The organism is Pseudomonas sp. GM24 (assembly GCF_000282235.1).
Classification (GTDB): domain Bacteria; phylum Pseudomonadota; class Gammaproteobacteria; order Pseudomonadales; family Pseudomonadaceae; genus Aquipseudomonas.
Map to the genome: position 1 here is coordinate 25,705 of NZ_AKJR01000132.1, position 22,233 is coordinate 47,937.

23 protein-coding genes are annotated in these 22,233 nt (G+C 57.1%); 12 read left to right on the forward strand and 11 right to left on the reverse strand.

Annotated elements, in window-relative coordinates:
* The first annotated feature begins 96 nt into the window (after nt 1–96).
* A complete protein-coding gene (locus PMI23_RS29880) occupies nt 97–273 on the forward strand; it encodes a PA3496 family putative envelope integrity protein (protein WP_007916654.1) in 177 nt (58 codons plus the stop codon).
* An 89-nt stretch (nt 274–362) separates the two neighbouring features.
* Here PMI23_RS29880 and PMI23_RS16075 read toward each other — a convergent pair whose 3' ends face one another.
* Entirely contained in the window at nt 363–989 is a 627-nt protein-coding gene (locus PMI23_RS16075) for a response regulator transcription factor (RefSeq protein WP_007916656.1), read from the reverse strand.
* Nucleotides 990–1,494: 505 nt separating this feature from the next.
* Between PMI23_RS16075 and PMI23_RS16080 the strand changes: the two genes are divergently transcribed.
* On the forward strand, nt 1,495–2,211 hold the full coding sequence (locus PMI23_RS16080; protein WP_007916657.1) for a hypothetical protein: 717 nt from the start codon (nt 1,495–1,497) through the stop codon (nt 2,209–2,211).
* A gap of 132 nt (nt 2,212–2,343) precedes the next feature.
* On the opposite strand, the gene PMI23_RS16085 is transcribed toward PMI23_RS16080, so the two are convergent.
* A complete protein-coding gene (locus PMI23_RS16085; RefSeq protein WP_007916658.1) occupies nt 2,344–3,561 on the reverse strand; it encodes an argininosuccinate synthase in 1,218 nt (405 codons plus the stop codon).
* A 129-nt stretch (nt 3,562–3,690) separates the two neighbouring features.
* Nucleotides 3,691–4,599: a flagellar protein MotY gene (locus PMI23_RS16090; RefSeq protein ID WP_007916659.1), complete on the reverse strand. Its 909-nt coding sequence runs from the start codon at nt 4,597–4,599 to the stop codon at nt 3,691–3,693.
* Between the two features lie 160 nt (nt 4,600–4,759).
* Here PMI23_RS16090 and pyrC point away from each other — a divergent pair, with 160 nt between their 5' ends.
* On the forward strand, nt 4,760–5,806 hold the full coding sequence (gene pyrC / locus PMI23_RS16095) for a dihydroorotase (RefSeq protein ID WP_007916661.1): 1,047 nt from the start codon (nt 4,760–4,762) through the stop codon (nt 5,804–5,806).
* Nucleotides 5,803–6,480, forward strand: a complete 678-nt coding sequence (gene rnt / locus PMI23_RS16100) for a ribonuclease T (RefSeq protein ID WP_007916667.1) — start codon at nt 5,803–5,805, stop codon at nt 6,478–6,480. The genes pyrC and rnt overlap by 4 nt, the downstream gene beginning before the upstream one ends.
* A 58-nt stretch (nt 6,481–6,538) precedes the next feature.
* Here the strand turns inward: rnt and PMI23_RS16105 are convergent, their stop codons facing one another.
* The 3 genes from PMI23_RS16105 to PMI23_RS16115 form a co-directional block, all read right to left on the reverse strand.
* Entirely contained in the window at nt 6,539–6,952 is a 414-nt protein-coding gene (locus PMI23_RS16105) for a hypothetical protein (RefSeq protein ID WP_042704962.1), read from the reverse strand.
* Nucleotides 6,953–6,955: 3 nt separating this feature from the next.
* Nucleotides 6,956–7,426: a Panacea domain-containing protein gene (locus PMI23_RS16110; RefSeq protein ID WP_007916669.1), complete on the reverse strand. Its 471-nt coding sequence runs from the start codon at nt 7,424–7,426 to the stop codon at nt 6,956–6,958.
* 218 nt (nt 7,427–7,644) lie between these two features.
* Nucleotides 7,645–8,247 carry a peroxiredoxin gene (locus PMI23_RS16115; RefSeq protein WP_003227723.1) on the reverse strand — a complete coding sequence of 201 codons (603 nt, stop codon included), beginning with the start codon at nt 8,245–8,247 and terminating at the stop codon, nt 7,645–7,647.
* 314 nt (nt 8,248–8,561) lie between these two features.
* On the opposite strand from PMI23_RS16115, the gene PMI23_RS16120 reads away from it, so the two are divergent.
* Nucleotides 8,562–8,780 (forward strand): bacterioferritin-associated ferredoxin, encoded by a 219-nt coding sequence (locus PMI23_RS16120; protein ID WP_003227725.1) that lies wholly within the window; start codon nt 8,562–8,564, stop codon nt 8,778–8,780.
* Between the two features lie 201 nt (nt 8,781–8,981).
* Nucleotides 8,982–9,455: a bacterioferritin gene (gene bfr, locus PMI23_RS16125; protein WP_007916671.1), complete on the forward strand. Its 474-nt coding sequence runs from the start codon at nt 8,982–8,984 to the stop codon at nt 9,453–9,455.
* Nucleotides 9,456–9,642: 187 nt separating this feature from the next.
* Here the strand turns inward: bfr and grxD are convergent, their stop codons facing one another.
* The 3 genes from grxD to PMI23_RS16140 all read right to left on the reverse strand — a co-directional run bounded on the left by grxD (nt 9,643) and on the right by PMI23_RS16140 (nt 12,612).
* A complete protein-coding gene (grxD, locus tag PMI23_RS16130) occupies nt 9,643–9,984 on the reverse strand; it encodes a Grx4 family monothiol glutaredoxin (RefSeq protein ID WP_007916674.1) in 342 nt (113 codons plus the stop codon).
* Between the two features lie 97 nt (nt 9,985–10,081).
* Nucleotides 10,082–12,187: a molybdopterin oxidoreductase family protein gene (locus PMI23_RS16135; protein WP_007916675.1), complete on the reverse strand. Its 2,106-nt coding sequence runs from the start codon at nt 12,185–12,187 to the stop codon at nt 10,082–10,084.
* A 134-nt stretch (nt 12,188–12,321) separates the two neighbouring features.
* On the reverse strand, nt 12,322–12,612 hold the full coding sequence (locus tag PMI23_RS16140) for a hypothetical protein (protein ID WP_007916677.1): 291 nt from the start codon (nt 12,610–12,612) through the stop codon (nt 12,322–12,324).
* Nucleotides 12,613–13,016: 404 nt separating this feature from the next.
* Between PMI23_RS16140 and argF the strand changes: the two genes are divergently transcribed.
* Complete coding sequence (gene argF / locus PMI23_RS16145; protein ID WP_042704963.1) at nt 13,017–13,937, forward strand: ornithine carbamoyltransferase; 921 nt, start codon at nt 13,017–13,019, stop codon at nt 13,935–13,937.
* Complete coding sequence (locus tag PMI23_RS16150; protein WP_007916688.1) at nt 13,934–15,043, forward strand: ABC transporter ATP-binding protein; 1,110 nt, start codon at nt 13,934–13,936, stop codon at nt 15,041–15,043. The genes argF and PMI23_RS16150 overlap by 4 nt, the downstream gene beginning before the upstream one ends.
* A gap of 78 nt (nt 15,044–15,121) precedes the next feature.
* On the opposite strand, the gene PMI23_RS16155 is transcribed toward PMI23_RS16150, so the two are convergent.
* Both PMI23_RS16155 and ybaK read right to left on the reverse strand, forming a co-directional pair.
* Nucleotides 15,122–15,904 carry a PhzF family phenazine biosynthesis protein gene (locus PMI23_RS16155; protein WP_007916690.1) on the reverse strand — a complete coding sequence of 261 codons (783 nt, stop codon included), beginning with the start codon at nt 15,902–15,904 and terminating at the stop codon, nt 15,122–15,124.
* A gap of 95 nt (nt 15,905–15,999) precedes the next feature.
* Complete coding sequence (gene ybaK, locus PMI23_RS16160) at nt 16,000–16,470, reverse strand: Cys-tRNA(Pro) deacylase (protein WP_007916692.1); 471 nt, start codon at nt 16,468–16,470, stop codon at nt 16,000–16,002.
* 362 nt (nt 16,471–16,832) lie between these two features.
* On the opposite strand from ybaK, the gene PMI23_RS16165 reads away from it, so the two are divergent.
* From PMI23_RS16165 to glpD, 4 genes are all read left to right on the forward strand, one after another.
* The gene (locus tag PMI23_RS16165; protein ID WP_007916695.1) at nt 16,833–17,684 is read left to right on the forward strand and encodes an MIP/aquaporin family protein; all 852 of its coding nucleotides are present in this window, start codon (nt 16,833–16,835) and stop codon (nt 17,682–17,684) included.
* A gap of 77 nt (nt 17,685–17,761) precedes the next feature.
* Complete coding sequence (gene glpK, locus PMI23_RS16170; protein WP_007916698.1) at nt 17,762–19,264, forward strand: glycerol kinase GlpK; 1,503 nt, start codon at nt 17,762–17,764, stop codon at nt 19,262–19,264.
* Nucleotides 19,265–19,538: 274 nt separating this feature from the next.
* Entirely contained in the window at nt 19,539–20,294 is a 756-nt protein-coding gene (locus PMI23_RS16175; RefSeq protein WP_007916700.1) for a DeoR/GlpR family transcriptional regulator, read from the forward strand.
* Between the two features lie 246 nt (nt 20,295–20,540).
* Entirely contained in the window at nt 20,541–22,079 is a 1,539-nt protein-coding gene (gene glpD / locus PMI23_RS16180; RefSeq protein ID WP_007916702.1) for a glycerol-3-phosphate dehydrogenase, read from the forward strand.
* Nucleotides 22,080–22,233: the final 154 nt, after the last annotated feature.

The window sequence follows — 22,233 nt, forward strand, 5'->3', positions numbered from 1 at the left end:
GAATAATTGATAAGTCGATTGAAAAAATCTTTTTTACCCGCTGCAGGAATGTCGATATAAGGGGCGCCAAAGGCATTCTTAGCCGGGAGTTAGCTTATGAGTAGCGACAAAGAACCACTGGATGTAGATGACGATATCGCTGCAGAAACTGATGACGCCGAACCTGTGGTCGAAGTCGCCAAAACCAATCTCAGCAAGCGCCGTACGATCGATAACCTGCTTGAGGAGCGCCGACTGCAAAAGCAATTGGCCGATTACGATTTTGATGACTGATACTTGAAAGCCTCCCGAACCGGAGGCTTTTCTCTTTGTGCGGCTAGCTGAGCTTGATCGGCCCATGACCCTGTCAGCCATCGATGGATTCAGACCAGACCATTACGCTGCGCCAATTCGATCAGATCAACCAGAGAACGCGCATTGAGCTTCAACAACAAGCGCGTCTTGTAGGTGCTCACGGTTTTGTTGCTCAAAAACATGCCATCGGCAATTTCCTTGTTGGTTTTGCCCCGCGCCAACTGCTGCAGCACCATCATCTCCCGACCGGACAGACGATCCACCATATCGGCTTCACTTGCATTGCCCAGACTGGTACGCACGGTATGCAGAGCCTGATTGGGAAAATAACTGTAGCCGGACAATACGGCCTTGATTGCGCTGAGTAACTCGGTCAAGTCCTGCTGTTTGCACACATAGCCGGCCGCACCCGATTGCATGCAGCGCATGGAAAAGTGCCCGGGAGCCTGGGAAGTCAGAACCAGTACTTTAATAGGCATGGCCGTTGAGGTCAGGCGTGCGATAACTTCCAGACCATCAAGTTTTGGTATTCCAATGTCCAGAATGACAATATCCGGCATTTGTTCTCTAGCAAGTTGTAACGCGTCCACACCGTTATCAGTTTCTGCGATGACTTCGTAGCCATGACGTTCCATCAGCATACGTACCGCAAGACGAATGACAGGGTGATCATCCACGATCAGCACTTTATTCATGGGCAAGTCCAGTTTCGCTGTTCGAATTTTTAGAACACGCACAATAGCCCAGTCACTTGCTCTATGGCATGCCAGTGTTAACACGCACTTGCATCGAGAGACATGCCCTACATCCATCGCGGATTAATCCTACAAAAAACCTCTACCCCTCTAAACATCCGACGCCGCATATGCTTTTGCCGGAGGAAAAATTTCTCTTTCAACCTGTTACGGACTACGACTACCGGTAAAAAAAACACGCCTCGTCGCTGCAGTTCATTGTGCCCGAACGGCATTGGCGCCGGGGCATATGCGCGCGACTGAAAAATATCGGGATATTGGAAACACCTGGCAACAGCGGTCGCATCGGCATTATAACGTCGAGAAAAACATAAACACCTGAAACAAGATATTTATACCAAGCCCTATAATTTTGCTATAAAAATAAACACTGAAACACCACTAACTACATCCAGACAATACGAACTTATTAACCATGAGCAAGACCAGACCAAAGAGTACAAACATGCTAAAAATCAAAAAGAAGATTAGCAATCCAATGACCGTCATTGCCATATTTGCGGCCATCTCTGAAACATCAGCCGCCGTGTCTCTGCCTTTCCTTGACAACGAGGACAGGGAAATTTATGTGTGGTTCTTGATCAGCTTTCCATTTTACTTGTTATTTCTTTTCTTTATCACTTTGAACTTCAACTACCGCTCCCTCTATTCACCTTCCGATTTCGGTAAAGACAAGAACTTCCTGAAAGTAATCGATATCAGTGATCGCGAGAACAAACGAAACACCTCGATGCAAGAACCTGTCACACCAGGTACATTCGGATTCTCCAGTTGTATCGTGCCGAGCGAATCGGGCACTGTCGAATGCAAAGACTCGTGCAAAGTACACAACGCACCTGACCCGCCTGCGGACATCAACGCAAAACCGAGCCTGATTGTTCAGCACAACATTCAGTTGCCCGCGTCGATCAGCAATCTCCATCTCATAGACGCCAGGGATGTCGATGCATCGAGAGAGTTAGCCACGATAGTGGAAAATATCCGCAACCTGGACAGGAAAACTGCCCGTGTGGTCGTCTTTCTTTCCAATCATGTGTCCGATGTTTTACTGACGCAAAATGCACTGCTGCAAATCAGGCACATAAAAAAAGGCTCTGGCAACACGCTGTGTATTGTTTATAACCTTTGCTCACAAGCGGTGACACTACTGGGGCGAGCATGAAGGCAGAGTCGTTGCCACACGTGCGAAAACCTGAACATGACCCGAACAGAAACCGCCAAAGAATCAAGCAAAAAGGGCGGCCTTGTCTCGATGACAAGGCCGCCCTTTTCATTGCACGTCAGTCTGCAACGCTTAGAACAGCTTGCGGCCCTTGTTGGCAGCAATGCGCATGCGCAGCGCGTTGAGCTTGATGAAGCCCGCAGCGTCAGCCTGATTGTAAGCACCGCCATCTTCTTCGAAGGTCGCGATGTTGGAATCGAACAGCGAATCGTCGGACTTGCGGCCAGTGACGATCACGTTGCCTTTGTACAACTTCAGGCGCACAACGCCGTTCACGTTGACCTGCGAAGCGTCGATCATCTGCTGCAGCATCAGACGCTCTGGGCTCCACCAGTAACCGGTGTAGATCAGGCTGGCGTATTTCGGCATCAGCTCGTCTTTGAGGTGAGCGACTTCGCGGTCCAGGGTGATCGATTCGATGGCGCGGTGAGCGCGCAGCATGATGGTGCCGCCCGGGGTTTCGTAGCAACCACGGGACTTCATGCCGACGTAACGGTTCTCGACGATGTCGAGACGGCCGATACCGTGGGCACCACCGATTTTGTTCAGTGTCGCCAGCACGGTGGCCGGAGTCATTTCGACGCCGTCCAGTGCAACGATGTCGCCGTTGCGGTAGGTCAGTTCCAGGTATTGCGCTTTGTCAGGAGCGTTCTCCGGGGAGACGGTCCATTTCCACATGTCTTCTTCGTGCTCGGTCCAGGTGTCTTCCAGCACGCCGCCTTCATAGGAGATGTGCAGCAGGTTGGCGTCCATCGAGTACGGAGACTTCTTCTTGCCGTGACGCTCGATCGGGATCGCGTGCTTCTCGGCGTAGTCCATCAGCTTCTCGCGGGACAGCAGGTCCCACTCACGCCAAGGGGCAATCACTTTAACGCCAGGCTTGAGTGCGTAGGCACCCAGTTCGAAACGCACCTGGTCGTTGCCTTTACCGGTAGCGCCATGGGAAATGGCGTCAGCGCCGGTTTCGTTGGCGATTTCGATCAGACGCTTGGCGATCAGCGGACGTGCGATGGAAGTACCCAGCAGGTACTCGCCTTCGTAAACGGTGTTGGCGCGGAACATCGGGAACACGAAATCACGCACGAATTCTTCGCGCAGATCGTCGATGTAGATTTCTTTGACGCCCATGGCCTGAGCCTTGGCGCGGGCCGGCTCGACCTCTTCGCCTTGACCGAGATCAGCGGTGAAGGTCACCACTTCACAGTTATAAGTATCCTGCAGCCACTTGAGGATCACCGAAGTGTCCAGGCCGCCGGAATACGCCAGAACGACCTTGTTTACGTCCGCCATGCCATCACTCCACGGGGTTCTACGGAAAGCCGAGGAGTCTACCGCTCAAACGCGATAATTTACAGAGGCGCGACAGCTTAAGACGACAAAGCGACAGAATCTGTCGACAGCGCGACGATGACCGGCGGGTCAGGAAGTCGCTGCTGTGCTGGCTGGGGTGCTCGCCTGAGGCGCTGGAGCGGTGGTTGGCGCCACGCGTGCAAGCTTCACCGCAACCCGACGGTTCTTCGCCCGGTTGGCCGCATTGGTGTTCGGAACCAATGGGTATTGTTCACCATGGAAACGTACTGTGATCTGCGATTCGGCGATGCCATTGGCCTTGAAGAAGTCGACCACTGCCAGCGCTCGGCGGCGCGACAGTTCACGGTTGGTCAGACGATTACCGCTGTTGTCGGAATGGCCATCGAGTTCGATGTGATTGACCGTCGGATCGGCCTTCATGAATTCGAGCATCACTTGCAGCTTGGCCTTGGCGGCGGCGTCCAGATCAACGCCTTCGCCGGGGAAGCCGATCTGCGATTGCTTGATCTGGTCGAAATTCTGCGGCAGCAATTTCGCTACACAGGTCTGATAGTCGTTAAACGCCTTGCTGAATTTCACCGGCAATAAACGCACTTCCGAGACACGGCCATCGCCAGACGCGCGACGCACGACCGGGCTGCGTCCGTCCAGCAGGCCGCTGATCAAACCGCCGGCCTGCGACTGCGAACTGCTGAACAGCACGTTGCCACTGCCAAGCCTCACAGAGCCGAGATTGATGTCACCACGACCCGGCTGCCAAGGCGCAGCCGCCGCCAGCAACGTCGCCGAACCGCCGCCAAGCATGGCGTTGTAGGCATTCAGACGAAATATCGCCTGCTCGCCGGCCTTGCGCACGAACTCACCCGAACCGAAATCGGTGATCGGCTGGGTCAGACGACATTCGAACTTGTCGCCGGCGACCGTCCACTCAATGTTCTCCAGACGGGTCTGGTACGTGAGCGCCATCGCGGGAAAGCTGGCAAACACACTGAGCAAGGCTAAATAACGCTGGCGCACGGGAGGCTCCATTGGCTTCTGAAACACAAAGACCGATTCACACTATGTTTACGGCATACCTACGGGATATCGGAAGGTTCCCGCAAAACTTGATAGCGAGTGCCTGCAAGAGTCTTTTCCGGTAGCATTCGCCTCAGTTTGACCCGCCTGGAATCCCCTCATGTCCGACCGCCTGACCCTGCTGCGTCCCGACGACTGGCACATTCATCTTCGCGATGGTGCCGTGTTGACCAATACCGTTGCCGATGTTGCGCGCACTTTTGGCCGCGCGATCATCATGCCCAACCTGGTACCTCCGGTGCGCAACGCCGCTGAAGCCGACGGCTATCGCCAGCGGATTCTCGCTGCCCGCCCGGCCGGCAGTCGCTTTGAGCCGCTGATGGTGCTGTACCTCACCGACCGCACCCAGCCCGAAGAGATTCGTGAAGCCAAGGCCAGTGGTTTTGTCTACGCCGCCAAGCTGTACCCGGCCGGCGCAACCACCAATTCCGACTCCGGCGTGACCAGCATCGACAAGATTCTGCCGGCGATCGAGGCCATGGCCGAAGTTGGCATGCCGCTGCTGATCCACGGTGAAGTCACCCGTGGCGACGTCGATGTGTTCGACCGCGAAAAGATTTTCATCGATGAGCACATGCGCCGCGTGGTCGAGCGTTTTCCGACGCTGAAAGTGGTGTTCGAACACATCACCACCGGCGATGCCGTGCAGTTCGTCAACGAGGCTTCGGCCAACGTTGGCGCGACCATCACCGCGCATCACCTGCTATACAACCGCAACCACATGCTGGTGGGCGGGATTCGGCCGCACTTCTATTGCTTGCCGATCCTCAAGCGCAACACGCATCAGGAAGCCCTGCTCGATGCCGCCACCAGCGGCAGCGCGAAGTTCTTCCTCGGTACCGACTCGGCGCCGCACGCGCAGCACGCCAAGGAAGCCGCTTGCGGCTGCGCCGGCTGCTACACCGCGTACGCCGCCATCGAGATGTACGCCGAAGCCTTTGAACAGCGTAACGCGCTGGACAAGCTCGAGGCCTTCGCCAGCCTCAACGGTCCGCGTTTCTACGGCCTGCCGGCAAACACCGATCGCATTACCCTGGTCCGTGAAGAATGGACCGCCCCGACCAGCCTGCCATTCGGCGAGCTGACCGTTATCCCGCTGCGCGCCGGTGAAAAACTGCGCTGGCGCCTGCTGGAGGAACACGCGTGAGTGAAGACCATTTCGACGACGAACTGGACGGTCAAAGTGGCGGTGGCGGTTCCCGTCACCCGATGGCAGCACGCTTTCGCGGCTACCTGCCGGTTGTCGTCGACGTAGAAACCGGCGGCTTCAACTCGGCCACCGATGCGTTGCTGGAGATTGCCGCGACCACCATCGCCATGGATGAAAAGGGTTTTGTTTACCCGGATCACACTTACTTCTTCCGCGTTGAGCCGTTCGAAGGCGCCAACATCGAAGCAGCGGCGCTGGAGTTCACCGGAATCAAGCTCGATCACCCACTGCGCATGGCCGTCAGCGAAGAAACCGCGTTGACCGACATCTTCCGTGGCATTCGCAAAGCGTTGAAGGCCAATGGCTGCAAGCGCGCGATTCTGGTTGGCCACAACAGCAGCTTCGACCTTGGCTTCCTCAATGCCGCTGTCGCGCGACTGGACATGAAGCGCAACCCGTTCCACCCGTTCTCCAGCTTCGACACCGCGACGCTGGCCGGTCTGGCGTACGGTCAAACCGTACTGGCGAAAGCCTGTCAGGCAGCCGACATCGATTTCGACGGCCGTGAGGCGCACTCAGCGCGTTACGACACCGAGAAAACCGCTGAGCTGTTCTGCGGCATCGTCAACCGCTGGAAACAGATGGGCGGTTGGGAAGATTTCGACGACTGATCCTCGTTGAGTAAATCCCTCGCATAAAAAAAACCGGCCACTTGGGCCGGTTTTTTTGTTAATGCTTATAGAGCTTAAATTCTCGATCAATCCACACGACGTAAAACACCCGATGGTTCTTGTAACCCACCATCGCTACACGCTCGAAAGCCCGAAACACCAACAACCTGACATCACCTGTTAAAAAAGCAGGTATCCCCACTTTCAGGCTGTTTCTCTCAATTGTTTCACATCCATACCGATGCCTATGCTCCTTGCGCAATTCTCTCCAAGGCATCTTTCCCAGGATCCTGAGACGCTCAAGCATTTTCGACCGTTCGACGGCCTCACAATCCTGAATGCACCAGCCATTCTGCAAATACTCAAATGAGAAAACCGGAGGTCGGGCTTCCGATGAGTCCATTTCGATTGTGGACGTCCGTGCCGTTACTATCACCGCCGCATCGCGTTCCCTGCGTTTGAACTTGGCCATTTTTCAGTTCACCAAATGCTCCCGGAAATACTCCTGCATCTCGCAGGCGGGAATTTCTCGGCTGAACTCCCCTTCCTTGAAGTTTCTACGCCATGGAGCCTCTTCATGCGTCAACTGACGCAGTTTCCACGCCGAGAATTGGCCATAAACGTCGAACACTTCGTTGAGCAGTGTTTGTTGTTTGGTACTGAAAACATCGGGATTGAAATCACTTGGAGGAGGAATGGCACTCGATCCAAATTGGCTGAATCTTCGATACAGATCCGGAACCACTGGCCCGTGCATCCACGCTTCCAGCTTTTCAGGGAAGAGAGCCTCGCCATGGACTGCCAGACTGAACCCTTGCGCGTAATAAACCATTTTTTGAATCTTGAGATTGGAGATCTCGCCCTCATGCCCTTCCAGACAGAGGAAATAATCCGCAACGTCCAAGCTACTCGGCATTTGAATCCCCTTCTGCATCATGCAATCCATTGCACCGTCCTTACTGAAGTGAAGCGCGATTCAGGCCAGGGTAATCGCCCTCTTCACCCGTTATCGCTCGACCATCACCCTATCCAACCACTGTTCAGTCATCCAGTATTTTTTCCCGGGCATTTGAAACAAATAATGCCAAGAGATTGCTGCTCACAATCCCGAGCATAAAAAAACCGGCCACTAGGGCCGGTTTTTTTGTACCTCGACGTTGCGCCTTACAGGGCAGCAGCGTTCTCGGTCAGGTATGCAGCAACGCCTTCTGGCGAAGCGTTCATGCCTTTGTCGCCTTTTTTCCAGTTGGCAGGGCAGACTTCGCCGTGCTCTTCGTGGAATTGCAGAGCGTCGACCAGACGGATCAGCTCTTCCATGTTACGGCCCAGCGGCAGGTCGTTGATGATCTGCGAGCGGACAACGCCTTTGTCGTCGATCAGGAACGCGCCACGGAAAGCTACGCCGCCTTCGGATTCAACGTCATAGGCCTTGGCGATGTCGTGCTTCATGTCGGCAGCCATGGTGTATTTCACCTGGCCGATGCCGCCATTGTTCACAGGCGTGTTGCGCCATGCGTTGTGAGTGAAGTGCGAGTCGATCGACACAGCGATCACTTCAACGTTGCGCGCCTTGAAGTCGGCCATGCGGTTGTCCAGAGCGATCAGCTCGGACGGGCAGACGAAGGTGAAGTCCAGTGGGTAGAAGAACACCAGGCCGTATTTGCCTTTGATGGCCGAGGACAGGGTGAAGCTGTCAACGATCTCGCCATTGCCGAGTACGGCCGGGACGGTGAAGTCAGGGGCTTGTTTGCCTACGAGTACGCTCATTGATATCTCCTGGTGTAAAAACTTGAAGTTCAGGGTCCGCGCCAGCCTGCCACCCTCAGGCGACAGCCCTGTGACACGAACCCCCTTCGCAAGGGCCGACCATCATACACTGCGAATTTGGCCTGTCCTTAACGGTTTTTCAAAGCAGGCGCAGAACGGCGCTGCATTTACGGGGCCAGGCAAATCGCCAGTAAATACCGTTCGTCAGTCATGGCTGTTAATCGGCTGAAGCGTTCCGAAAGCACTTTGACAATCATTCTCGTTAACATTAAGATCCATCGCAATTGAGTCACAACCAGCGACGGTTCTCACTTATGTATGTTTGTCTCTGCACTGGCGTCACCGACGGACAGATCCGCGAAGCGATCTATGAAGGTTGCTGCAGCTATAAAGAAGTTCGCCAGGCCACCGGCGTCGCCAGCCAATGCGGCAAATGTGCCTGCCTTGCCAAGGAAGTGGTCCGCGAAACCCTGACCAAGCTGCAAACCGCTCAGGCCGCGATCCCCTATCCGGTAGAATTTACTGCTGCGTAATAACACCCCATTTCAAAGAACCGGACTTATGTCCGGTTTTTTTATGCCTGTAAATCAATTGCTTAGCGTCCAGACGCGGAACACAAACATTCTTATTCCGATTAATTTTCATATATTATTCAATAACTTAGGTTTGACACTTATAAGTGCGAAGCTCAAACTCTGCCGTATATACAGCTATTACAGGGCAGGACTCCGATCATGAAAGGCGACATTACAGTCATCCAGCATCTCAACAAGATCCTTGCCAATGAGCTGGTCGCGATCAATCAGTACTTCCTGCATGCGCGCATGTACGAAGATTGGGGTCTGAACAAGCTCGGCAAGCACGAATACAAAGAATCCATCGACGAGATGAAGCACGCGGACAAGCTGATCAAGCGCATCCTGTTCCTCGAAGGCCTGCCGAACGTGCAGGACCTGGGCAAGCTGCACATCGGCGAGCACACCAAGGAAATGCTGGAGTGCGACCTGCGTATCGAGAAGACCGGCCATGCTGACCTGAAGACCGCGATCGCGCATTGCGAAACCGTTGGCGACTTCGGCAGCCGTGAACTGCTGGAAGACATTCTCGAATCCGAAGAAGAACATATCGACTGGCTGGAAACCCAACTGGGCCTGATCGATAAAGTCGGTCTTGAGAACTATCTGCAATCGCAGATGGGCGAAGAGTAGGAGCTGCCGCAGGCTGCGATCTTTTCAGATTGCACCGGCAACTTGCAGTAACTTTTCGAACGCACTAAAAAGCCCCGCCCTCTTTCGAGTGGCGGGGCTTTTTATTGGCTGAAGATCAGAAGATCGCAGCCTCGTTTCACTCGACAGCTCCTACAGAAGCAGCAGCTGTCGCATGAGACCTGGCCGATCAGGCTTCGGACTTGTTCGCCGCTGCCGCTTCAACAGCCGACTTGATGGTGGTTTGCAACGAACCGTCTGCAGCCATCTCGGTCATGATGTCGCTACCGCCGACCAGCTCACCGCCGACCCACAGTTGCGGGAAAGTCGGCCAGTTGGCGTATTTAGGCAGGTTGGCGCGGATTTCCGGGTTCTGCAGGATGTCCACGTACGCAAACTTTTCGCCGCAAGCCATGACAGCCTGCGCAGCTTTCGCGGAGAAGCCACACTGTGGGGCATTCGGCGAGCCTTTCATGTAAAGCAGAATGGTGTTGTTGGCAATCTGCTCTTTAATCGTTTCGATGATATCCATGGAGCACCTCGGCTGAACTTTCCGACTCATGGGTCGGCACGGTGACGCATTGTAACGGAATCCCGAGCGCCATGCTCGGTCTCCCCGACGGTCACGTTCAGGCCGCCGCCACCGTCACCGGCACACCATTAAGGGCCGCATTACCCGACAATTCATCAAGCTGGCATTCATCGGTCAGATCATTGGCACTCGAGCCCGGCTGGCCACTGGCAATCGCCATCTGCACACCCGGCCGCGCATGGCCCCAGCCGTGCGGCAGGCTGACCACGCCTTTCATCATGTCCAGACTGCCGAGCACTTCCACCTCGATCTGGCCAACCCGTGAACTGACGCGCACCAACTGACCATCGTTGAGCCCACGACTGGCAAGGTCGTCCGGGTGCATCAGCAACTGATGACGCGGCTTGCCCTTCACCAGACGGTGATAGTTGTGCATCCACGAATTGTTGCTGCGTACGTGGCGGCGGCCGATCATCAACAGCTCATCAGCGGCTGGCGCCTGCAAGGCAGCGAAACGTGCAAGGTCAGCGAGAATCTCTGGCGGAGCGGCCTGCACTCGCTGATTCGGCGTTTTCAGCCGCGACGCCAGATTCGCTTTCAGCGCCCCCAGATCGATCCCGTGGGGATGATCGAACAATGTCGCCAACGAGAGTTTCTGCTCGGAGGCGTCACCGTACAGGCCCATGCGCAGGCCCATGTCGATCATCTTCGCCGGCGGCATGGTCGGTTTCAGTTCTTTACCGGTCTTCTCGGCGAAGGCCTTGGCCAGACCGACGAAGATCTCCCAGTCATGCAAAGCACCCTCAGGCTTGGCGAGGATCGCGCGGTTGAAGCGGGTGACGTTGCGCACCGCGAACAGATTGAAGGTGGTGTCGTAGTGATCATTCTCCAGCGCCGAGGTCGACGGCAGGATCAGATCGGCGTAGCGCGTGGTTTCGTTGATGTAGAGGTCAATGCTGACCATGAACTCCAGGCCGTCCAGCGCTTGCTCCAGTTGCCGCCCGTTCGGCGTCGACAACACCGGATTGCCGGCCACAGTGATCAGCGCACGGATCTGGCCGTCGCCCTCAGTGAGCATTTCTTCGGCCAGCGCCGAGACCGGCAACTCGCCGCCGTATTCAGGACGACCCGAGACACGGCTCTGCCATTTGTTGAAATGCCCGCCCGAAGTCGACGCCACCAGATCCACGGCCGGCTCGGTGCACAACGCGCCGCCAACCCGGTCGAGGTTGCCAGTGACCAGATTGATCAATTGCACGACCCAGTGACACAAGGTGCCAAAGGCTTGGGTTGAAACACCCATGCGCCCATAGCAAACCGCACTCGGCGCAGCAGCGAAGTCACGTGCCAATTGGCGGATCTGCTCGGCTGGCACGGCGCACAACGGACTCATCGCCTCCGCCGTGAACGCCGCCACCGCCGCGCGTACGTCGTCCAGACCATCAATCGGCAAATGACTGTCGCGGGTCAGCCCTTCGCTGAACAAGGTGTTGAGCACACCAAACAACAGCGCCGCATCGCCCCCCGGACGCACGAACAAATGCTGATCAGCCATCGCCGCCGTCTCACTGCGTCGTGGATCAACCACAACGACTTTACCGCCGCGCGCCTGGATTGCCTTTAAACGTTTCTCAACATCTGGCACGGTCATGATGCTGCCGTTGGAGGCCAGCGGATTGCCGCCGAGGATCAGCATGAAGTCGGTGTGATCGATGTCCGGAATCGGCAGCAGCAAGCCGTGGCCGTACATCAAGTAACTGCTCAAGTGGTGCGGCAACTGATCGACCGAGGTCGCCGAGAAGCGATTGCGCGTCTTCAGCAAACCGAGGAAATAATTGCTGTGGGTCATCAGCCCGTAGTTATGCACGCTCGGGTTGCCTTGATAGACCGCCACAGCGTTCTGGCCATGACGTTCCTGAATCGCCGCCAGTTTCTCGGCCACCAGCGCAAACGCTTCGTCCCACTCGATCGGCAGCCACTCGCTACCAACGCGACGCATTGGCTGGCGCAGGCGGTCCGGATCATTCTGGATGTCTTGCAGGGCCACGGCTTTGGGGCAGATGTGGCCACGGCTGAAGGTGTCGAGGGCATCACCCTTGATCGAGGTGATCGCAACATGGCCATCGGTTTCGGTGGTCTCGATGGTCAGCCCACAAATGGCTTCGCACAGGTGGCAGGCACGGTGATGGAGAGTCTTGGTCATGGCCAGTCTCTGTCTTGTTCTGGGCGGACAATCACGCCCGCGGGAACAAAACTATGGCCCCGGCGCCGTCCAGGCGCCAGCGACGTTCGTCTTGTGAATCGACGACTATCAGGAGAGCCGATAGATCGCCACGTTTAACTGGAAGGGAGCTGAGGCGGTGCCGCCAACTGGATTTCCTGAATGGTTTCGATCTGCTCGTGGGCGACATGGACGCCGGTCAGTTCGCCAATCAACCGCCAATGCTCGTCGAGCCCGGCGCTGATAGTCGCCATGCGATCAATCATGTGGCGGCCGGCACTCTTCACCACTTCGTCTTCGCTGCGCAGCAGTTCGAATGACATTGAAGTGACTGACGCGGTGAGATGAGTCAGAGAGCGAGCCGTGTGGCCCAACAGTTCCATTAACAGTTTTTCTTTCGATTCCATGCGGAGGCTTCCTGCGTCGCTCGAAACTTATTTATAACCCAGCACTTTGCTTTAGCAAATGTTTCAGCCCAAGCATCCGACCAAGTGATGGCATGGCGCCACGGTCGTAAACCGACCCAGTTGACCCAATCCCCGTCACGGCGCATTGCCAAGCCCCGCGAGGCCAGTGTACAAAGAGGCTCGCTGCTGTCCTGAACCCGACTTCAAATGCGTGACTGCTACATCCAGTGCGCCCTTCGATTTCCGCAAAAACCGTAGCCTATTGGAAAAACGCGACATTTAGTGTCAATATCGCGCCTTCCCCTATTTCGTCGCCCCGTGCGGCTTACGCCGCAGGTCTCGCCCGTTGTTCCGTTAAACAAGGCTTTGAGCATCTGCGGTTTGTAGCAAAAAGGTAGTCAATGATGAGCGCAAGGCACTTTCTCTCCCTGATGGATTGCACGCCCGAAGAGCTGGTCAGCGTGATCCGTCGAGGCGTTGAGCTCAAGGACCTGCGTAACCGCGGCGTACTGTTCGAGCCTCTGAAAAACCGCGTGCTGGGGATGATCTTCGAGAAATCCTCGACCCGCACCCGGATCTCGTTCGAGGCCGGGATGATCCAGCTCGGTGGCCAGGCAATCTTCCTGTCCCCGCGTGACACCCAACTGGGCCGGGGCGAGCCGATCGGTGACTGCGCCATCGTCATGTCGAGCATGCTCGATGCGGTGATGATCCGTACCTTCGCCCACAGCACTCTGACCGAATTCGCGGCCAACTCGCGCGTGCCGGTAATCAACGGCCTGTCCGATGACCTGCACCCTTGCCAGTTGCTGGCCGACATGCAGACCTTCCTTGAACACCGTGGCTCGATTCAGGGCAAGACCGTGGCCTGGATCGGCGACGGCAATAACATGTGCAACAGCTATATAGAGGCGGCGATCCAGTTCGACTTCCAGTTGCGCGTCGCCTGCCCGGAAGGCTACGAGCCTAACCCGGAGTTCGTGGCCAAGGCTGGCGATCGCGTGACCATCGTTCGCGATCCGGCCGACGCCGTGCGCGGCGCGCATCTGGTGAGCACCGATGTCTGGACTTCGATGGGTCAGGAAGAGGAAACTGCCAAGCGCCTCAAGCTGTTCGCCCCGTTCCAGGTCAACCGCGCCCTGCTCGACCTCGCTGCCGAGGACGTGCTGTTCATGCACTGTTTGCCTGCGCACCGTGGCGAAGAAATCAGCCTCGACCTGCTTGATGACCCGCGCTCCGTCGCCTGGGATCAGGCAGAAAACCGTCTCCACGCACAAAAGGCCCTGCTCGAGTTCCTCGTCGAACCGGCATATCACCACGCATGAGCCATGAATTACTGCTGAACCTGCGCAACCTCGCTTGCGGCTATCAAGACCAACGCGTGGTGCAGAACCTCAATCTGCACCTCAACGCCGGTGACATTGGCTGCCTGCTCGGTTCGTCCGGCTGCGGCAAGACCACTACCCTACGCGCCATCGCCGGATTCGAACCGGTGCACGAAGGTGAAATCACCCTCGGTGGCGAAACCATCTCCAGCGCCGGTTTCACCCTGGCGCCGGAAAAACGCCGGATCGGCATGGTGTTCCAGGATTACGCGCTGTTCCCGCACCTGAGCGTTGCCGACAATATTGCCTTCGGTATCCGCAAGCACCCGAACAAGGAGCGCGTCACCGAGGAGCTGCTCGAACTGGTCAACCTGAAAAACCTTGGCAAACGCTTTCCGCACGAGTTGTCCGGCGGCCAGCAACAACGCGTCGCCCTCGCCCGCGCCTTGGCACCGGAGCCGCAATTGCTGTTGCTCGACGAGCCGTTCTCCAACCTCGATGGTGAACTGCGCCGCAAGCTCAGTCATGAAGTGCGCGACATCCTCAAGGCCCGTGGCACCAGTGCGATTCTGGTGACCCACGACCAGGAAGAAGCCTTCGCCGTCAGCGATCACGTCGGAGTGTTCAAGGAAGGTCGACTCGAACAGTGGGACACTCCTTACAACCTGTATCACGAGCCGGCGACGCCCTATGTGGCCAGTTTTATCGGGCAGGGTTACTTCATTCGCGGCCAGCTCGACAGCCCGGAATCGGTGCAGACTGAGCTGGGTGAGCTGCGCGGCAATCGTGCTTACACTTGGCCGATTGGCGGCGCGGTGGATGTTTTGTTGCGTCCGGATGACATTGTTTATGCGCCGGACAGTGCGTTGAAAGCGCGGATTGTCGGCAAGACGTTCCTTGGTGCTTCAACGTTGTATCGCCTGCAATTGCCGACGGGTGCGCAGCTGGAATCGATTTTCCCCAGCCATGCCGATCATCAGGTTGGGGCAGAGGTGGGGATTCGCGTAGCTGCTGAACATCTGGTGCTGTTCCAGGCATCGGGCAGTACCGCTGCACAAATCCCGGCAGTGGAAAACGGCGTCCGCCGCTACAGCACCGCGCTTTAAAGATCAAAAGATCGCAGCCTTCGGCAGCTCCTACAGGGATCAATGTAGGAGCTGCCGAAGGCTGCGATCTTTTAGCTTTTAACCGAGGATCAGGGTGCCACTGGCAACCAGCGTCGCATTGCCGCCGATCTTCACGCGCTCACCTTCCAGACGACAGAACAACTCCCCGCCCCGCGCCGAGCGCTGGCACGCGGTCAGGCTCGACTTGCCCAGACGTTTCGACCAATACGGAATCAGGCTGCAATGCGTCGAACCGGTCACCGGGTCCTCATTGATGCCGATCGCCGGTGCAAAATAGCGCGAAACGAAATCGTGCTGATTGCCCCGCGCCGTAACGATCGCGCCCAGCCACGGCAGTTTGGCGAGTGCAACCATGTCCGGCTTGCAATCGAGCACCGCCTGCTCCGACTCCAGCACCACAAACAGTTCGTTTGAGCCAAGGACATCAACCGCTTCGACACCCAGCGCCCGCTCAACATCCAGGGTAACGCCGATCTCTGACGGCATGATCGACGGAAAATCCAGCCACAACCGATCACCTTCTCGAGTGACGCTCAGCGCGCCGGACTTACAAGTGAAGTCGATACGCTCAGCGCTTTCCTTGTAGATGTCGAACAGCACATAAGCACTGGCCAACGTGGCGTGCCCGCACAACGGCACTTCAGTGGTCGGGGTAAACCAGCGGATATGCCAGGCCTGACCTTCGCGCACCAGAAACGCGGTTTCCGCCAGATTGTGTTCGGCGGCGATCTTTTGCATCAACTCATCCGCTAGCCACGCCTCCAGCCGATAAACCATCGCCGGATTGCCACTGAACGGCCGATCACTGAACGCGTCGACCTGATGAAACTCGAGCTGCATAACCTTCTCCCTAAGTCAGTCCGCCGAGCATGCAACCACGAGGCAATCAGCGCCAGTGACAGAACCGGCCAATTTTCTGCATACGGCGATAACGGCTACGTGCGGCCGATATCGGCAAACTTCGCCTGGGTATGTTCCGCAAGCACGGCGGGCGCCAATTCCACTTCAAGGCCGCGCCGGCCGGCGCTGACATAAATAGTCGCAAAACCCTGAGCGGAGTTATCGATGAAGGTGCGCAAGCGCTTCTTCTGCCCCAACGGGCTGATGCCACCCAGCAGATAACCGGTGGAGCGCTGGGCCGCTGCCGGGTCAGCCATCTCGACTTTTTTCACCCCGGCAGCATGCGCCAGGCCCTTGAGGTCGAGGCTTCCGACGACCGGCACTACTGCGACCAGCAATTCACCTTTTTCGCTGGCTGCAAGCAAGGTCTTGAACACCTGTGCCGGCTCAAGTGCCAGTTTTTCTGCGGCCTCCAGCCCATAGGAGGCGGCTTTGGGGTCATGTTCGTAACTGTGCACGCGATGTTCGGCACGAACTTTTTTCAACAAGTCCAACGCAGGGGTCATGGCAGCTCCGGGCTCGGCAGTGACGGAAAAACACTGTGCCGGATTCTAGGTGATCAGCCCCTAAAAGGCTCTATCCCAAGCCGTGATTCCCGTGACTTGCAGACATTCTGAGCGCGCCGTTCCGCCTCGCCGGCGAAGGATCATTCACACAGCGAATAGTTTTATTGTGACCGATGGTTCACTTTCGACCTTTGACAGGTTTGTTTCTTGTCTATATTTTTTCGAATCTGAATAATGTAAGAATTATCGTCATCGCAGCACTCAGCAGTAAACCGGGAAAGGAATGGGGATTCCTGACCGGGGAAAATCGCGCCCTGCCCTATCGGCATGACGCCAGACAACAACAAAAACCGAGGTTTTCAATGACAACTGCTTTACAGCAACCATCGCTCTCGAGCCAATGCATGGCCGAATTTCTGGGTACTGCACTGCTGATCTTTTTCGGCACCGGTTGCGTCGCCGCGCTCAAAGTCGCGGGCGCCAGCTTCGGCCTGTGGGAAATCAGCATCATTTGGGGCGTCGGCGTGAGCATGGCGATCTACCTCACTGCCGGGGTTTCCGGCGCACACTTGAACCCAGCGGTGAGCATTGCGCTCGCGATCTTCGCTGACTTCGAAAAGCGCAAACTGCCGTTCTACATTCTTGCCCAGATCGCCGGCGCCTTCTGCGGCGCGCTGCTGGTTTACACGCTGTACAGCAATCTATTCTTCGATTACGAACAAACTCACCAAATGGTTCGCGGCTCGGCTGCCAGCCTCGAGTTGGCCTCAGTGTTCTCGACGTTCCCCAATCCAGTGCTGTCGACTGCTCAGGCATTCCTGGTGGAGATGATCATCACCGCCATCCTGATGGGCGTGATCATGTCCCTGACCGACGACAACAACGGCCTGCCGAAAGGCCCGCTGGCACCGCTGCTGATCGGTTTGCTGATCGCGGTGATCGGCAGCTCGATGGGTCCGCTGACCGGTTTCGCGATGAACCCGGCGCGTGACTTCGGTCCGAAACTGATGACTTTCTTCGCCGGCTGGGGTGAAATTTCCTTCACTGGCGGCCGCGATATTCCGTACTTCCTGATTCCGATTTTTGCACCGATTGTCGGTGCCTGCCTCGGCGCTGCCGGGTATCGCGGGCTCATCGCCCGTCACCTGACCGGCGCCACACCTGCTACAAAGGATGCAGAACCGGCCATTGACGGCAAACCAAGAACTTCTTGAAACAGTCGGCGCCGGCTCCTGCCCGATAGAGCCTGCGCCACGGCCCACTCTCCCTTATTTCGTCCAAGGCAATCGACATGACCGACATTCAGAATAAGAACTACATCATTGCCCTCGATCAGGGTACGACCAGCTCCCGCGCGATCATTTTCGACCGCGATGCGAACGTGGTCTGCACCGCGCAGCGCGAATTCGCTCAGCATTACCCGCAGGCCGGTTGGGTCGAACACGATCCGATGGAAATCTTCGCCACCCAGAGCGCGGTAATGGTTGAAGCGCTGGCCCAGGCCGGTCTGCACCACGACCAAGTCGCTGCCATCGGCATCACCAACCAGCGCGAAACCACCGTGGTCTGGGACAAGACCACCGGCCGCCCGGTGTACAACGCCATCGTCTGGCAGTGCCGCCGCAGCACCGAGATCTGCCAGCAGCTCAAGCGCGATGGCCACGAAGAATATATCCGCGACAACACTGGTCTGGTCACCGACCCGTACTTCTCCGGCACCAAACTGAAGTGGATCCTCGACAACGTCGAAGGCAGCCGCGAGCGTGCGCGCAATGGCGAACTGTTGTTCGGCACCGTCGATAGCTGGCTGATCTGGAAATTCACCGGCGGCAAGGTGCACGTCACCGACTACACCAACGCTTCGCGCACCATGCTCTTCAACATCCACTCGCTGGAGTGGGATTCGAAGATGCTGGAGATCCTCGATATCCCGCGCGAGATGCTTCCGGAAGTGAAGGCTTCTTCGGAAATCTACGGTCGCACCAAGAGCGGCATCGCCATCGGCGGTATCGCCGGTGACCAGCAAGCCGCCTTGTTCGGGCAGATGTGCGTGGAGCCAGGCCAGGCGAAAAACACCTACGGCACTGGCTGCTTCCTGCTGATGAACACCGGCGACAAAGCGGTGAAGTCCCAGCACGGCATGCTCACCACCATCGCGTGCGGCCCGCGTGGCGAGGTCGCTTACGCGCTGGAAGGTGCAGTGTTCAACGGCGGTTCCACCGTGCAGTGGCTGCGTGATGAACTGAAGATCATCAACGACGCCCACGACACCGAATACTTCGCCAATAAAGTGAAGGACAGCAATGGCGTGTACCTGGTGCCGGCCTTCACCGGTCTCGGCGCGCCGTACTGGGACCCGTATGCCCGCGGTGCGCTGTTCGGCCTGACGCGCGGCGTACGTGTGGATCACATCATCCGCGCTGCGCTGGAATCGATCGCCTACCAGACCCGCGACGTGCTCGACGCCATGCAACAGGACTCCGGCGAACGCCTCAAGGCTCTGCGTGTTGACGGCGGCGCGGTGGCGAACAACTTCCTCATGCAGTTCCAGGCCGACATCCTCGGCACGCAGGTCGAGCGCCCGCAAATGCGCGAAACCACCGCACTCGGCGCAGCTTACCTGGCCGGTCTGGCGTGCGGCTTCTGGGGCAGCCTGGAAGAACTGCGCGGTAAAGCGGTGATCGAGCGCGAGTTCGAGCCGAGCCTGGATGAAGTTGAGAAAGAGAAGCTGTACAAAGGCTGGAAAAAAGCCGTCAGCCGCACCCGTGACTGGGCGCGTGAAGACGCTGAATAAGCCAATCTTAGGACTGGCTAAAACGGTCCAAACAGCGTGAAAGCGTAGCGAGCGAAGGCAAGCCAAGGCAAAAACAGGCGAGGACCGGCTGGGGTCGCACTCGACTTTACGGGTTTGTAAATGAGCAGTCCGAGCCTGTTTTTAACGCAGGATGGCTTGCGTAACGCCGTAGGCGCCCAGCACGAAGTAGCTTTCACGTTGTTTGGAAACTGGTAGGGAGCGGATTCCTGCGTCATCATGGGCAAATTTTGCACGGCAGCCCAAAGGAAGCCCCATGAATCTGCCTCCCCGTCAGCAGCAAATCCTCGAGCTGGTCCGCGAACGCGGCTATGTGAGCATCGAGGAAATGGCCACGCTGTTCGTTGTTACCCCGCAAACCATCCGCCGCGACATCAATCAGCTCGCGGAAGCCAATCTGCTGCGTCGCTACCATGGCGGTGCCGCTTATGATTCCAGCGTCGAAAACACTGCCTATGCGATGCGCGCCGATCAGATGCGCGATGAAAAACAACGCATCGGTGAAGCCATCGCCGCCCAGATTCCCGATCACGCCTCGCTGTTTATCAATATCGGTACCACGACCGAATCGATTGCCCGCGCTCTGCTCAATCACAATCATCTGAAGATCATCACCAACAACCTGCACGTAGCGTCGATGCTCAGTGCCAAGGATGATTTTGATGTGCTGCTGACCGGCGGTAATGTCCGTCGTGACGGCGGTGTGGTCGGCCAGGCCAGTGTGGATTTCATCAATCAGTTCAAGGTTGATTTCGCGCTGGTCGGGATCAGCGGTATTGATGAAGACGGCAGTTTGCTGGATTTCGATTATCAGGAAGTGCGGGTTTCCCAGGCGATCATTGCCAATGCGCGGCAAGTGATTCTGGCGGCGGATTCGAGCAAGTTCGGCCGCAATGCAATGATTCGCCTCGGCCCGATCAGCCTGATCGATTGTCTGGTAACCGATCAGCAGCCAGTGCCTGCGCTCGCGCAATTGTTGAGTCAGCACAAGATTCGCCTCGAAGTCGTCTAACTCCCGCATGATCAAAAGATCGCAGCCTACGGCAGCTCCTACATGAGTTCACTTGACCTGTAGGTGCTGCCGCAGGCTGCGATCTTTTGCCTTTAATGTTCGAAAATTTTCTTTTAATCGCCCTTCGATGAGTTTTTTCAATCGAACGTGACTGGCTGCGCGCGTCTTTATGGGCTACCATTTTCGCAAATGAACATTAATGTTCGATTTCCAATATAGAAAATCAAAAGAACCCGAGGCCAGCCGATGTCCACCTCTACCTTGCGTACGCCCCCAATCTCCGAGATCTACGACATCGCCGTTATCGGCGGCGGGATCAATGGCGTGGGGATCGCAGCGGATGCCGCCGGTCGCGGGCTTTCGGTGTTCCTTTGTGAAAAAGATGATCTGGCCAGCCACACCTCGTCGGCCAGCAGCAAGCTGATCCACGGTGGCCTGCGCTACCTCGAACATTACGAATTCCGCCTGGTGCGCGAGGCGCTAGCTGAACGCGAAGTACTGCTGGCCAAAGCGCCGCACATCGTCAAACCGATGCGCTTTGTGCTGCCGCACCGTCCGCACCTGCGTCCGGCGTGGATGATTCGTGCGGGCCTGTTCCTCTATGACAACCTCGGCAAGCGCGAAAAACTGCCAGGTTCGAAAAGCCTGAAGTTCGGCGCCGACAGCGCGCTGAAAAGCGAAATCAAGAAAGGCTTCGAATACTCCGACTGCTGGGTCGACGACGCCCGCCTCGTGGTTCTGAACGCAATGGCCGCCCGTGAAAAAGGCGCCCACGTGCACACCCAGACTCGCTGCGTCAGCGCTCGCCGCGCCAAGGGCCTGTGGCACCTGAACCTGGAACGTGCCGACGGCAGCCTGTTTTCGATCACTGCCAAAGCGCTGGTGAACGCCGCTGGCCCGTGGGTCGCCAAGTTCATTCGTGATGACCTGAAGATGGAGTCGCCGTACGGCATCCGTCTGATTCAGGGCAGCCACATCATCGTGCCGAAGCTGTATGAAGGCGATCACGCGCACATTCTGCAAAACGAAGATCAGCGCATCGTTTTCACCATTCCGTACCTGAACAACCACTTCACCCTGATCGGCACCACCGACCGTGAATACACTGGCGATCCGGCAAAAGTGGCGATTACCGATGCCGAAACCGATTACCTGCTGAAAGTGGTCAACGCACACTTCAAGCAGCAGATCAGCCGCGACGACATCCAGCACAGCTACTCGGGCGTACGACCACTATGCAACGACGAATCCGACAACCCGTCGGCCGTCACCCGCGATTACACCCTGGCCTTGTCGGCTGGCGGCGAAGAAGCGCCACTGCTGTCGGTGTTCGGCGGCAAGCTGACCACCTACCGCAAACTCGCTGAGTCGGCGATGGCGCAGTTGCTGCCATTTTTCACCCAGATGCGCCCGAGCTGGACGGCCACCGCCACCCTGCCCGGTGGCGAAGACATGACCACGCCACAGGCTCTGTGCGCGCAGATTCGCGACAAGTTCGACTTCGTGCCGACCGAGATCGCCCGTCGCTGGTCCACCACTTACGGCAGCCGCACCTGGCGCATGCTCGAAGGCGTGGAAACCCTGGCCGACATGGGCGAGCACCTCGGCGGCGGACTCTACACCCGTGAAGTCGATTACCTGTGCAGCGAAGAATGGGCGACCACTGCCCACGACATTCTGTGGCGCCGCAGCAAACTCGGTTTGTTCACCACGCCGGCAGAGCAGGAAAAACTGGCGGCTTATCTGGGCAAGGTTGAACAAAACCGCAAGATCGAAGCGGCCTGATCAACGCTTAAACGAAAGCCCCTGAATTGTGAGATTCAGGGGCTTTTTGTTGTGCCAATGAGATCCAGCCCCCCTCACCCCAGCCCTCTCCCCCCAAGGGGGGCGAGGGGGAAAGGGAGCAGATCGGGGCTCGCTCAAATACCGCGCTGGGAAA